General features: G+C 62.5%; 13 protein-coding genes. 5 read left to right on the top strand and 8 right to left on the bottom strand.

The genetic code is table 11. The features are described from left to right. Positions 1-2 precede the first annotated feature (2 nt). Genes AC1MEK_RS27720 through lptM form a run of 4 tightly spaced genes read right to left on the bottom strand, consistent with a single transcriptional unit; the run spans position 3 to position 3,004 of the window. Entirely contained in the window at positions 3-740 is a 738-nt protein-coding gene (locus AC1MEK_RS27720) for a DUF484 family protein (protein WP_480399442.1), read from the bottom strand. Between the two features lie 13 nt (positions 741-753). Beyond that, positions 754-1,584 (bottom strand): diaminopimelate epimerase, encoded by an 831-nt coding sequence (dapF, locus tag AC1MEK_RS27725; RefSeq protein ID WP_480399443.1) that lies wholly within the window; start codon positions 1,582-1,584, stop codon positions 754-756. A 4-nt stretch (positions 1,585-1,588) separates the two neighbouring features. Further along, positions 1,589-2,836 carry a diaminopimelate decarboxylase gene (gene lysA, locus AC1MEK_RS27730; protein WP_480399444.1) on the bottom strand — a complete coding sequence of 416 codons (1,248 nt, stop codon included), beginning with the start codon at positions 2,834-2,836 and terminating at the stop codon, positions 1,589-1,591. 9 nt (positions 2,837-2,845) lie between these two features. Beyond that, positions 2,846-3,004 (bottom strand): LPS translocon maturation chaperone LptM, encoded by a 159-nt coding sequence (gene lptM / locus AC1MEK_RS27735; protein ID WP_480399445.1) that lies wholly within the window; start codon positions 3,002-3,004, stop codon positions 2,846-2,848. Between the two features lie 239 nt (positions 3,005-3,243). Between lptM and cyaY the strand changes: the two genes are divergently transcribed. Continuing rightward, entirely contained in the window at positions 3,244-3,585 is a 342-nt protein-coding gene (gene cyaY, locus AC1MEK_RS27740; RefSeq protein ID WP_480399446.1) for an iron donor protein CyaY, read from the top strand. Between the two features lie 2 nt (positions 3,586-3,587). Next, positions 3,588-3,809, top strand: coding sequence for a DUF1289 domain-containing protein (locus tag AC1MEK_RS27745; protein ID WP_480399447.1), 222 nt, complete (start codon positions 3,588-3,590; stop codon positions 3,807-3,809). A 130-nt stretch (positions 3,810-3,939) separates the two neighbouring features. Here AC1MEK_RS27745 and AC1MEK_RS27750 read toward each other — a convergent pair whose 3' ends face one another. From AC1MEK_RS27750 to AC1MEK_RS27760, 3 genes are all read right to left on the bottom strand, one after another. Further along, on the bottom strand, positions 3,940-6,789 hold the full coding sequence (locus AC1MEK_RS27750) for a class I adenylate cyclase (RefSeq protein WP_480399448.1): 2,850 nt from the start codon (positions 6,787-6,789) through the stop codon (positions 3,940-3,942). Positions 6,790-6,992: 203 nt separating this feature from the next. Next, positions 6,993-7,241, bottom strand: coding sequence for a TIGR02647 family protein (locus AC1MEK_RS27755; RefSeq protein WP_480399449.1), 249 nt, complete (start codon positions 7,239-7,241; stop codon positions 6,993-6,995). Between the two features lie 340 nt (positions 7,242-7,581). Then, positions 7,582-7,872, bottom strand: a complete 291-nt coding sequence (locus AC1MEK_RS27760; protein WP_480399450.1) for a hypothetical protein — start codon at positions 7,870-7,872, stop codon at positions 7,582-7,584. 165 nt (positions 7,873-8,037) lie between these two features. On the opposite strand from AC1MEK_RS27760, the gene AC1MEK_RS27765 reads away from it, so the two are divergent. Next, positions 8,038-8,697, top strand: a complete 660-nt coding sequence (locus AC1MEK_RS27765; protein WP_480399451.1) for a glutathione S-transferase family protein — start codon at positions 8,038-8,040, stop codon at positions 8,695-8,697. Between the two features lie 86 nt (positions 8,698-8,783). Here AC1MEK_RS27765 and argH read toward each other — a convergent pair whose 3' ends face one another. Beyond that, positions 8,784-10,178: an argininosuccinate lyase gene (argH, locus tag AC1MEK_RS27770; RefSeq protein WP_480399452.1), complete on the bottom strand. Its 1,395-nt coding sequence runs from the start codon at positions 10,176-10,178 to the stop codon at positions 8,784-8,786. A gap of 143 nt (positions 10,179-10,321) precedes the next feature. On the opposite strand from argH, the gene AC1MEK_RS27775 reads away from it, so the two are divergent. Continuing rightward, positions 10,322-11,404 carry a sensor histidine kinase gene (locus AC1MEK_RS27775; protein WP_480399453.1) on the top strand — a complete coding sequence of 361 codons (1,083 nt, stop codon included), beginning with the start codon at positions 10,322-10,324 and terminating at the stop codon, positions 11,402-11,404. Next, complete coding sequence (locus AC1MEK_RS27780) at positions 11,401-12,147, top strand: LytR/AlgR family response regulator transcription factor (protein WP_480399454.1); 747 nt, start codon at positions 11,401-11,403, stop codon at positions 12,145-12,147. The genes AC1MEK_RS27775 and AC1MEK_RS27780 overlap by 4 nt, the downstream gene beginning before the upstream one ends. Positions 12,148-12,368 lie beyond the last annotated feature (221 nt).

Here is a 12,368-nt window from a genome sequence, read left to right on the forward strand (position 1 = left end):
GGCTAGCGCACCGAACGCAGGGCGTTGGTGAAGCGCGGCAGCAGGCGGCTCAGCACGTCGGCGATGTAGCTCAGGAACAGCGTGCCGACCGAGCTCTTGTAGTGCTGTGGATCGCGGCTGCCGATGGCCAGCACGCCATGCGCGCCTTGATGGCTCAGGGAGACGATGGCCGTGGAGCCCACTTCCTTGCTCTGGTCGGCGCCGAACAGAAACTCCAGTTCGTGCTCACGCAAGGCGCCGCAGACCGTCTTACCGCCAGACATCAGCCCGCCAATGGCTTTCTGCGCTTCGGCGGCGCTGACCCAGCGGCCGACGGTCATGGGGTTATCGCTGAACAGAATCAGGCTGACGAAGGGCACCTGGAAGTCCTGACGCAGACTGTCTTCCACCGCAATCACGATCTCTTCCAGGCTGGTGGCGTCCATCAGGGCGAGAATCAGGCGGCGGGTTTTCTCGAACAGGCGATCGTTGTCACGGGCCACGTCCATCAGCTGCGACAGGCGATGGCGCATCTCGATATTGCGCTCGCGCAGCAGCTTGAGCTGGCGTTCCACCAGCGAGACGCTGTCGCCGCGCTGGTGGGGGATGCGCATGCTGGTGAGCAGCTCATCGTGATCGGCGAAGAAGTCCGGATGTTGCGCAAGCCATGCCGCGACAGCCTCGGCTTCAAGGGCGGGCGCTGCGATATCGGCAGGCGATTCGCTGGGCAGGTCGGTTGAAGTCTGAGGCTGGTCGGTCATTGCATGCTCTCACTCATAGACGTACTTGGCCTTCATAGACCCTGACAGCCGGGCCGGTCATCAACACGGGATGCCCTGGGCCAGCCCATTCGATGGACAGGCGCCCGCCAGGCAGATCGATCAGCAGCGGCGAGTCCATCCAGCCCTGGCTGATGGCTGCGACCGCTGCCGCGCAGGCGCCGGTGCCGCAGGCCTGGGTTTCCCCGGCGCCACGTTCCCAGACGCGCAACTGCGCGCGCTGGCGATCGACCACGTGCAGAAAGCCGACGTTGACCCGCGCCGGAAAGCGCGGATGGTGCTCGATCTTCGGCCCCAGTGCATGCACCGGCGCATTGTTGATGTCGAACACGCGCAGCACCGCGTGGGGGTTGCCCATGGATACCGCCGCCAATTCGACGCTTTCGCCTTCGACATCCAGCGTGTAGCTGGTGGCCTGCTGCGGCGCAACGAACGGAATGTCCGCCGGCACCAGGCGCGGCGCACCCATGTCGACGCTGATCTGGCCGTCGCTGCGGATGTCCAGCTCGATGATGCCGCTCTTGGTTTCGACGCGGATCTGCTTCTTGGCGGTCAGGCGCTTGTCCAGCACGAAGCGGGCAAAGCAGCGCGCGCCGTTGCCGCACTGCTCGACCTCGGAACCATCGGAGTTGAAGATCCGGTAGCGAAAGTCCACGTCCGGGTTGCTCGGCGCTTCGACCAGCAGCAGCTGATCGAAACCGATACCGGTGTGCCGATCGCCCCATTGCTTGGCGTGCTTGGGCAGGATATGCGCGTGCTGGCTCACGAGGTCCAGCACCATGAAGTCGTTGCCCAGGCCATGCATCTTGGTAAAACGCAGCAGCATGGGCTTACTCCGGCAGCAGGCTTTCGCCGGCAAACAGCTCAGTCAGGGTTTCGCGGCGACGGATCTCGAACGCCTGATCGCCATCGACCAGCACCTCGGCGGCACGCCCGCGGGTGTTGTAGTTCGAGCTCATGACGAAACCGTAGGCACCGGCCGAATGCACGGCCAGCAGATCGCCTTCGGCCAGCGCCAGTTCGCGATCCTTGGCCAGGAAGTCGCCGGTTTCGCAGATCGGGCCGACGATGTCGTAGGTGCGCGCCTCGCCGTCACGCGGCTTGACCGCCGTGACATTCATCCACGCCTGATACAGCGCCGGACGAATCAGGTCGTTCATGGCCGCGTCGACGATGGCGAAGTCTTTGTGCTCGGTGTGCTTGAGGTACTCGACCTGGGTCACCAGCACGCCAGCGTTGGCGACGATGAAACGGCCCGGTTCGAACATCAGGCCCAGGTCACGACCGGCCAGGCGCTCGCGCACGGCTTTGATGTAGTCGCCCGCCAGCGGCGGCTCTTCGTCGCGATAACGCACGCCCAGACCGCCACCCAGATCCAGGTGACGCAGCTGGATGCCGCAATCGCTCAGGCGGTCGACCAGGTCCAGCAGGCGATCCAGCGCATCGACGAAAGGTGCCAGCGTGGTCAGCTGCGAGCCGATGTGGCAATCGACGCCGATCACTTCCAGGTTCGGCAACTGAGCGGCGCGGATGTAGACGTCCTCGGCCTGCTCGATGGAAATGCCGAACTTGTTTTCTTTCAGGCCCGTGGAAATGTACGGGTGGGTGCCAGCGTCGACGTCCGGGTTAACACGCAGGGAGACCGGAGCGCGAACGCCCATCTCGGCGGCCACGACCTGCAGGCGCTCCAGCTCGTCGGTGGACTCGACGTTAAAGCAATGGACGCCGACTTCAAGGGCGCGGCGCATGTCGTCGCGGGTCTTTCCGACACCGGAGAACACGATTTTGTCGCCCTGACCGCCAGCAGCCAACACGCGCTCCAGTTCACCACGGGAAACGATATCGAAACCGGCGCCCAGACGCGCCAGCACATTGAGCACGCCCAGGTTGGAGTTGGCTTTTACGGCGAAGCACACCAGGTGCGGCATGCCGCTCAGGGCATCGGCGTAGGCGCGATACTGCGCCTCGATATGAGCGCGAGAGTAGACGTAGGTCGGCGTACCGAAACGCTCGGCGATGGCGGACAATGCCACGCCTTCCGCGAACAGCTCACCGTCGCGGTAGTTGAAGGCTTCCATGGCTGATTCCTAGTAGGTCGAATGCTTGTGCGAGTTAGGCTTGTCCTGGCTGCCAGGCGCGTTGGATTTTTCACCATCGGGCAAGTACAGGGGACCTTTCTGACCGCAGGCAGAGACCAGGCACGCGACAGCAAGCAGCGCGGCCAGTGAGGAAATCAGGCGCTTCATGGCGAAATCCTTTGTATAAGCATTAATTGCGCCCGAGTATACCCACCACCCGACAGATTGCCTATGCGCCAGGGTTCCCGTCCGGCGGGGCTTTGACGCAACCGCTCGGCGGCTGGGTGGCGAAAGTGGGTTTTTCTGGCGCGGCAGGCTGCCTGCGGGCGGGTATGCTTTGCAATTGGCTGGCAGCGACCGTATCTTGCGTCGCTGCGCCATCCGTAGACACTTTCGAGGTTCCTGCAATGAGTTTGACCGAAGCCCGCTTTCACGACCTGGTCGATGCGACCCAAGAGAAGCTCGAAGACATCTTCGACGAGAGCGACCTGGATCTGGACCTCGAGAGTTCGGCCGGGGTGCTGACCGTGAAATTCGAAAACGGCACTCAATTCATCTTCAGCCGCCAGGAGCCGCTGCGCCAACTGTGGCTGGCCGCTGTCGCCGGTGGTTTCCACTTCGACTACGACAGCGAAGAAAAGCGCTGGGTCTGCGACAAGACCGAAGAGCTGCTGGGCGAGATGCTCGGCCGTCTGGCGCAGAAGCAGGCGGGCGTGGAGATCGACTTCGACGCCATCGACGGCAACTGACCGTGACCACCAGCGCCGCTGCCGTTCGCCCACCCAAGCCGTTGTTCAGTAACGTCAGCCCGGCCGTGCCGTCGCCGTGTATCAGTGTGTGCCGGCTGGACGAGCAGAAGGTCTGTACCGGGTGTCATCGCCACGTCGAAGACATCCGCGAGTGGCGCGCCGCCACCGACGAGCGCAGGCGCGAGATTGTGCGTCAGGCTGAACAGCGTAGGACACTCCGCTGATCTGATGGTGTATTGGCCCTGTGGGAGTGAGCTTGCTCACGAAGGGGCCGGTACATCCATCTTCATGGGTACACCTGTCGCTTTCGTGAGCAAGCTCACTCCCACAGCGGCCAGTCCACATGATCGAGTTTCAAGCCAGCGCCATCGCCTCATTCAGCGACTTCTCAAGCTCGGCCTTGTAGCGCAGGAACAGAATCGTCTCCCCACGCGTATCGGCCAGAATCCCCGACAGGTCCAGATCCGTGATGTAGCAGCGGTAGCGCTGGGGTTCGCTGCGCCGTTCAAGAATCTGCCGCGCAACGACGCTGAACAGCTGTTCGCCGAATTCCAGCTCCGAAAACTCCATGCCGTCGCAGTACAGCGTGACGTTGACCTCTCCCGGTGAAGCCTCTTCGACAATGGCCTGCACGTCGTAGAACGGCTTGTCGGTCTGAGTCACCGGCGCCAGGCGCTGTTCGATGCGCCGCGCGCGGCCGTTGCCGTCCGGGGTTACGCGGTAATACAGGGTTTCCAGTACCTGCGGGTCCATCGGGTTGTCCAGCGGCAACAGCGCTCCGCGTCGGTACATCAGTGACTGCAGGAAACGCTGGATCGGCATCAACAGGCTGGGCTCGTCGTGATACGGCAGGCGCTGATGCCACAGTGCGTTGTGCTCGTCGAGCACGTACAGATCGGCGAAGGGTTCGCTGATGCGGTAGAACACCTGAATGCATTCGGGCTGCCCGAACGGGATGATCAGCGACAGGTCGCTGTCGTCCAGCGCCTGCGGGTCCAGGTGGATCGGGCTGTAGCCGGGCAGCTCTTCGCCCAGGTAGTCGTACAGCGCGGGCAGGCTGTCGAGCGGCACGTGATTGACCTGCCCGGGCAGCATTTCCAGTACGTGGTACTGCTGCTCGATCTGGATCAGGTAACGATGATTCAGGCCTCGGGCCAGCAGCAATTGCGCGGTGTTGATCAGCTCTTCAACGCGCTGGGCGATGGCGGTGGCGCGGTTGTGGCAGAAGCAGCGCACGCGAATCACCGGCTTGGGCTGCGAGTCGGGCAGGTGATTGAGCAGCTCGGTCAGGCAGTCGAGCAGCGCGTGCGGGCCATCGAAGCGGCTGACCAGCACCTCGTTCCAGCTGTTGAGGGTGATCTGATCGAAGGTCAGCACCAGATTCTCCCGAACGCCCGCGTAACTCAGCGAGTCGGTGCGTTCGGTGGTCATCAGGATATTCAGGTCCTTGTGGTGCTTGAGCGGGTCGACGCCCACGTTCACCAGCAGGAGGATCTCGGTCGGCACGGTGGGCTTGAGCAAGGCCTCTTCGCTGACCATTCCCAGCGGCATCGGCAGGCTCTGTTGCAGGGCGCCCTGCAGGTTGAACAACTCGAATTCGGTCAGATCGCTGGTGCCCGGGTGCAGCGCCAGGCGCGTGCTGCTGTCGATCACGTTGTTGCGATGGCACCAGGCGAGCAGCTCAAGAAGCTCGCGGCTGCGCTTGATCGGCGCGAAGTTTTCCCACTCGTGCGCGCCGAGGTTGCCGTTGTACAGCCCCCACTGATATTTGCCGGGCTCGCGCTTGTTGGGCGACTGCACCAGCGTCAGGGTGTCTTCGGCGAGGTCCGGGGCGATGCCGGGATTGACGAACTCGACCTTGCCCGCCTTGCGCTCGAAGGCCGCATAGAGCCTGCGCCCGAGCACATTGAGGTCGCGTTTGTTGATCGAACTGATGGCGTTCTGGGTTCGAGCGAACTGGGTCAGGAAGCGATAGCTGTAGTTCAGCTCACTGACCAGCGCCCGGCGTTCGCTGGACACCTGGCGCACTTTCCACTGGCTGCGGCTGTCGAGCAGCGCCAGCTGGCGTTCGTCCCACTTCCATTCCTTGGCCAGCTTGTCCAGCAACTGGCGCTGCCAGCTGGTGGTGCGGTGCCGCGACAGGCCGGTGAGCTTCTTGTTGACCTTCAGGTAGAGGCTGCGCCGCACCAGTTCCAAGCGCTCATGCTCGCCACGTGACAGCAAGTATTCCTCGATCCGGCGGTACACCATCATGTACGGATCGAGTTCGTCCAGGTCGGTGCGGTTGGCGAACACCTGTTGCTTGAGGCGCATGCTCAGGCACTGCACGTTGGGGTGTTCGCTGGCGTAGACCTCGGTCAGCAGCAGTTTGAGCACCGACTTGTAGGGCGATTCGATGCCCTTGAACAGCTGCCAGAGCCCGGCGCCGATGAATTCGCCGGGCGGGATGTGCGACATGTTCCCAAGGTCGATCACCTCGTCCGCCCGAATGAAGCGCTTGGACAGCAGCGTGTGGGTGTACTCGGCGTAGCGGGATTCCTCATACACCGGCACTAGCCACCACATCGGTGTGCGCCCTGCCAGCCAGATGGCGGTGCGATAAAACTCGTCCAGCAGCAGGTAGTGTTGGGTGGTGCCGCAATCTTCGCCGCTGAGTTGCGCGTCGCGCTCGCCCAGCACGAACCGCTCCGGGTCGATCAGAAAGAAATGCACTTCGGCGCCCATGGTCGCTGCCCAGGTTTCCAGCGCCTGGCATTTCTTGCGCAGCTCCAGCACTTCCTCGGTTGACAGCGTGGTGTCGTGGCAGATCCACACGTCCATGTCGCTGTGGTCGGCCTGGGCGAGGGTGCCCAGGCTGCCCATCAGGAAAATCCCGTGGATCGGCTCCGGCGCACTGCCGCGTTTGGCCCGGTAGGAAAACGAACGGGTCAGGCGTTGGGCTTCGGCCAGCGCCTGGGCGTCGGGTTCGTAGTGGGAAACCCCCGCAGGCGTGGCGCCGGATACATAGCCGGGCAGCAGCGGGTGGTTGACGTGAAAGAACAGCGGCAACAGCGCCAATACCGACTGCTGGCGCGTGGAAAGACCTTCATTGGCACGGGCCATCCGCCCTTCGTTGAGGGTCAGGAAGCGGTTGCGCAACTGGCTGAGAACCTTGCGGTCGATGCCCTCATCCAGGTCGGGGCGAATTTCGAAACTACGCGTCATCGCGACTCAAAGCCGGCGAGCGGCACTGCTGGGGTGGCGAACTGGGCGGCAGGAAGAAGCTTCGGTGGCGAGCAACGGTCGTTGACGCGACGGCTTGTCTTTTTTCTGGCGTCAGAATTTTATCGGCGCAGCATCTTATAAATGAAGGGTTCGCGAAACCTTTATTTCACGGGTGCGGATAAAGGCTTCGCGAGCGAGCGACCTCAGGCCGCTTCCTGGTTGGTAGACAGGATGATCAGCAGCGATTGCGCGTGTTCGGCGGCGTCCAGGCCCAGGCTGGTGAGGTAGCCACCGTCGACCTGAGTGGTCAGGCCTTTTTCAAAGAGTCGTTTGGCGGCAGCGATCGCTGCGGGGGCGGCCACATGGTGGACTTTCAGGCCCTCCTGGGTATTGCGCAGATTGAACAGAGACAGGATTTCCAGTTCGGCAACCAATTCAGGGGTGAACGACATAGAGGCTCCAGACTTTTCTAATGGGCAGACGTGACGGCCCCGTAATCGAAGCGGCAGCGGGGCATCTGGAGTGTAGTAAGCGTGCGGGGGTTTTGCAGAAAGTATGTGGCCGGTCGTCAGGTGGGCGTATCCACCAGCACAAGCCTGCGAGCTTCGTACCTGTGGGAGCCGGCTTGCTGGCGAATGCGGGGTGTCATCCAGCGCAGATATGAATGACACGCCCCGAACCGTAGCAGCACGGCTTGCCGGCGGGAGCGCCCTCAAGATCGCCCCGCCGGCAAGCCGTGCTGCTACGGGGGGATCATCATCAGAACGTGATGGGCATCAGGACCTACGCCGATTACTCGTCGTCCAGCGCCACACCCGGTGGCAGCTCTGGCAGGGCGCGCAGGGCCTGTTCGTACCACTCGGTGTTGAACGGGCGATCTTCTTCAAGAATGCGGTCAATCTCGAAGGCCAACACGTGAGCCATCATGTTGAGAATGTCGTCGCGCTCGTAACCGACCAGCGTCAACTTGTTGTAGGTGGCCTTGGCCGCAGGCGGGTTGTCGCTTTCGATCTGATTTTCGATGGCCTGGATCAGGGTCGATTCAGCGAACGCTTCGTCATCGTTGTCGATTTTGTCGCTCATGGCGAACTCCTCAGGAAAGGCTCGCAGTTTAACTGCAATTTCTCACCACGGTTTGATCATGATCAAGGCGCGGCGGGACAACGGCTGATAGCTTCGCCACTGCGTCTGACTGTTCTGGTACAGGCGCCCCCTATCAATGTACGTGGCCAGGGAGGCCCGTTTTCTATGTACAAGCTCTACGGATTCGCTGCCAGCAACTACTTCAACATGGTCAGGCTGGCGTTGCTGGAAAAGCAGCTGCCGTTCGAAGTCGTGCCGCTTCATGGGTGTCAGAACCCGCAAACGCTGGCCATCAGTGCACGTGGCAAGGTCCCGGTCTTGCAGACGCAGAGAGGGTTCATCAGCGAAACCGACGTTATCCTGCGCTACCTCGAAGACACCCATTCGCAACATCCGCTCTTGCCTGAGGATCCGTTCGAGCGTGCGCAAGTCTGGACGACGGTCAAGGAAATCGAGCTCTACATCGAGTTGCCCGCGCGGCTGTGCTATGTCGAGGTCCTGTTCGGCGGGCGTGCGACGCCCGAGGCGTTGAAAGCCAAGGCTCGTAGGGATCTGATCAAAGGATTTGCGGCATTGGCGCGGCGTGCGCAAATGGCGCCCTATCTGACGGGGGCGACGCTCACGCTGGCGGATATCTATTTCATGTACAGCGTGGATCTGGCGCAGCAGGTGGGTGAACGACTGTTCGACCTGGACTTGTTGGGCGTTATCGAGGGGGGAGGGGAATTGCTGGCGCGGCTCAGCGAGCGGCCGAATGCGCGGATCGTCGCTGCGGAGCGGGAGGCCGACTTGCCCAGATTTCTGAAGCGGGTGCAGGCAGTCTAAGCAGTCGTAGCAGCACGGCTTGCTGGGGGGGCGATCTTCAAGGGCGCTCCCGCCGGCAAGCCGTGCTGCTACGAATCGTCGGTGGTTTAACGCGTAGCGAGCAACTGCTTGCCGCGGGCCACTGCCGCCTTTACCTGAGCCGGCGCGGTGCCGCCGATGTGGTTGCGGGCGTTGACCGAACCTTCCAGGGTCAGGACCGCAAACACGTCCTGTTCGATCTGGTCGCTGAACTGGCGCAGTTCATCGAGCGACATTTCGGCCAGGTCCTTGCCGGTCTGCACGCCGTATTTCACGGCATGGCCGACAATTTCGTGGCAGTCACGGAAGGGCAGGCCACGGCGTACCAAGTAGTCGGCCAGGTCGGTAGCAGTCGAGAAGCCGCGCAGGGCCGCTTCACGCATGATGTCGTGCTTGGGCTTGATCGCCGGGATCATGTCGGCGAAGGCGCGCAGCGAATCGCGCAGGGTGTCGGCGGCGTCGAACAGCGGCTCCTTGTCTTCCTGATTGTCCTTGTTGTAGGCCAGTGGCTGGCCCTTCATCAAGGTCAGCAGGCCCATGAGGGCGCCGAACACGCGGCCGCTCTTGCCACGTACCAGCTCGGGCACGTCAGGGTTTTTCTTTTGCGGCATGATCGAGCTGCCGGTGCAGAAACGGTCCGGCAGATCGATGAACTGGAACTGCGCGCTGGTCCACAGCACCAGCTCTTCGGAGAAGCGCGACAGGTGCATCATGGCCACGCTGGCCGCAGCGCAGAATTCGATGGCGAAGTCGCGATCCGAGACGCTGTCCAGCGAGTTGCCGCCCACCGCTTCGAAGCCCAGCAGCTGGCAGGTCAATTCGCGGTCGATCGGGTAGGTGGTACCAGCCAGTGCGGCGCTGCCCAGTGGCATGCGGTTGGTGCGCTTGCGGCAATCGACCAGGCGCTCGTGGTCGCGGCTGAGCATTTCGAACCAGGCCAGCATGTGGTGGCCGAACGTGACAGGCTGCGCGGTCTGCAGGTGGGTGAAGCCGGGCATGATGGTTTCGGCTTCGCGCTCGGCCAGGCCCAGCAGGCCGTCTTGCAGGCGAGTGATTTCGGCCAGGATCAGGTCGATCTCGTCACGCAGCCACAGGCGGATGTCGGTGGCGACCTGGTCGTTGCGGCTGCGGCCGGTGTGCAGTTTCTTGCCGGTGATGCCGATGCGGTCGGTCAGACGCGCTTCGATGTTCATGTGCACGTCTTCCAGGTCCACGCGCCAGTCGAACGTACCGGCCTCGATCTCGCCCTGAATGGTCTTCAGGCCGTCGATGATGGCGTCGCGCTCGGCGTCGGTCAGTACCCCGACCTTGGCCAGCATCGTGGCGTGGGCGACCGAGCCCATGATGTCGTGGCGGTAGAGGCGCTGGTCGAAAGTGACGGAGGCGGTGAAGCGTGCGACGAAGGCGTCGACGGGTTCACTGAAGCGGCCGCCCCAGGACTGGTTGGTCTTGTCGGTGCTCATGGATTCGCTCGCTGCTGTGCTGGTTACTGTGCTGATTGAGAATTCGCGGCGCCCTTTCAAAAGGCGCGGCAGATGATAACAGCATTGCTGTTTTTTATGCCGCGCAGCTTGCCCGCAGGGGCGCGAGGGTCGAGACTGGGCCCATGCAAATCGAGCGCAACAATCCGGGCCAGAGCGCTGCGGCCGGAAAAGAATTCTTCCTTCCGGAACTGTGCCTACCCGGGGCGCTGCTGGTGCTGGTCGTGTTGGCCGAACTGCTGGTGCTGGTCCTAGTGCTGGTCGAACCGATGCATCCGGGGTTCGACTGGGTGCGACTGGCGCTGATCTCGCTGTTCGTGCAGTGGATCGTGCTGCTGTCGGCGGCCTTGCTGTGCGGGTTGCGGCCGTGGCTGGCGCGCCTGCGGCCCGGTATCGCGGGCGCGCTGGGCTGTCTTTTGGTGGTGGCGGTGACCGTGGCATGCACGGCGGTCACTGACTATTGTCAGTTGGAGGGTGCGGACACGGCCGGCGGCGACATCGAGCGCTATCTGCGTTATTCGTTGATAGCGCTGATCATGTCGGCGCTGATGTTGCGCTACTTTTATTTACAGAGTCAGTGGCGCAAACAGCAGCAGGCAGAGCTGCGGGCCCGGATCGAATCGTTGCAGGCGCGCATCCGCCCGCACTTTCTGTTCAACACGCTTAACAGCATCGCCAGCCTGGTCACCAGCGACCCGGCCAAGGCCGAACAGGCGGTGCTGGATCTGTCGGACCTGTTTCGCGCCAGCCTGGGCAAGCCCGGCGGGCTGACCACATGGCGAGAAGAGCTGGAGTTGGCCAAACGATATCTGTCGATTGAGCAATATCGCCTCGGCGAGCGTCTACAGTTGGACTGGGACGTCAGTGCAATTCCCGACGATGTGCCGATTCCCCAGCTAACCTTGCAGCCATTACTAGAGAACGCGTTGATCTACGGTATCGCGCCCCGCGTCGAAGGCGGGGTGGTCAGGGTCGAGGCGAACTACGAACGGGGAGTATTCATATTGCGTGTCAGTAATCCCTATGAAGAAGCCGCCCAGAGGCAGGCTTCGAGCGGCACTCAGCAGGCCTTGGCAAATATCGGCGCCCGAATCACGGCACTTTTTGGCCCTCTCGCGAGTCTGAGCGTGGAACGCCGTGACGGTCGTCACTTCACCTGTCTACGCTATCCTTGTGCGAGACTCACGCAGGAAGCCAGAGCAATATGAATGTCCTGATCGTTGATGACGAACCCCTAGCCCGCGATCGCCTGAGCCGTCTGGTTGGCGACCTGGAGGGCTATCGGGTCCTTGAACCCAGCGCCACCAATGGCGAAGAAGCCCTGACGCTGATCGACAGCCTGAAACCCGATGTGGTGTTGCTCGACATCCGCATGCCGGGTCTGGACGGCCTGCAGGTCGCTGCCAAACTGTGCGAACGCGACACCCCGCCTGCGGTGGTGTTCTGCACTGCCCACGACGAGTTTGCCCTGGAGGCTTTCCAGGTCAGCGCCGTTGGGTATCTGGTCAAACCGGTGCGTCCTGAAAACCTGCTCGAAGCCCTGAAAAAGGCCGAGCGCCCCAACCGTGTGCAACTGGCGGCGATGACTCGCCCGGCAGCCGAAAGCGGAAGCGGCCCGCGCAGCCACATCAGTGCGCGCACCCGCAAAGGCATCGAGCTGATCCCGCTGGATCACGTGATCTATTTCATCGCCGACCACAAGTACGTGACCCTGCGCCACGAAGACGGCGAGGTGCTGCTCGACGAGCCGCTCAAGGCGCTGGAAGACGAGTTCGGTGACCGTTTCGTGCGCATCCACCGCAACGCGCTGGTGGCCCGTGACCGCATCGAGCGCCTGCAGCGAACGCCGCTGGGGCACTTCCAGTTGTTCCTCAAGGGGCTCAATGGCGATGCGCTGATCGTCAGCCGCCGGCATGTGGCGGGCGTGCGCAAGATGATGCAACAACTGTAGAAACGACCCTTCATTGTGGGAGCGAGCTTGCTCGCGAATGGTATGTGTCAGCCACAGTATTGTTGACTGACACACCGCATTCGCGAGCAAGTTCGCTCCCACAAGTTGGCGCATGGTTCGAAGGCGGCGACACGCCGCCACATGGCGTGGGCGGGTTGATCGGGATCATGATGCGTGTCGATACAAGACAGCCGTTCGGCCCCATGGGGCCGAACTGGTAT

This window comes from Pseudomonas sp. 2 (assembly GCF_056627435.1).

Coding starts and splice junctions, on each gene's coding strand:
- AC1MEK_RS27720 (WP_480399442.1), bottom strand. CDS start 740: ATGACCGACCAGCCTCAGACTTCAACCGACCTGCCCAGCGAATCGCCT.
- dapF (WP_480399443.1), bottom strand. CDS start 1,584: ATGCTGCTGCGTTTTACCAAGATGCATGGCCTGGGCAACGACTTCATG.
- lysA (WP_480399444.1), bottom strand. CDS start 2,836: ATGGAAGCCTTCAACTACCGCGACGGTGAGCTGTTCGCGGAAGGCGTG.
- lptM (WP_480399445.1), bottom strand. CDS start 3,004: ATGAAGCGCCTGATTTCCTCACTGGCCGCGCTGCTTGCTGTCGCGTGC.
- cyaY (WP_480399446.1), top strand. CDS start 3,244: ATGAGTTTGACCGAAGCCCGCTTTCACGACCTGGTCGATGCGACCCAA.
- AC1MEK_RS27750 (WP_480399448.1), bottom strand. CDS start 6,789: ATGACGCGTAGTTTCGAAATTCGCCCCGACCTGGATGAGGGCATCGAC.
- AC1MEK_RS27755 (WP_480399449.1), bottom strand. CDS start 7,241: ATGTCGTTCACCCCTGAATTGGTTGCCGAACTGGAAATCCTGTCTCTG.
- AC1MEK_RS27760 (WP_480399450.1), bottom strand. CDS start 7,872: ATGAGCGACAAAATCGACAACGATGACGAAGCGTTCGCTGAATCGACC.
- AC1MEK_RS27765 (WP_480399451.1), top strand. CDS start 8,038: ATGTACAAGCTCTACGGATTCGCTGCCAGCAACTACTTCAACATGGTC.
- argH (WP_480399452.1), bottom strand. CDS start 10,178: ATGAGCACCGACAAGACCAACCAGTCCTGGGGCGGCCGCTTCAGTGAA.
- AC1MEK_RS27775 (WP_480399453.1), top strand. CDS start 10,322: ATGCAAATCGAGCGCAACAATCCGGGCCAGAGCGCTGCGGCCGGAAAA.
- AC1MEK_RS27780 (WP_480399454.1), top strand. CDS start 11,401: ATGAATGTCCTGATCGTTGATGACGAACCCCTAGCCCGCGATCGCCTG.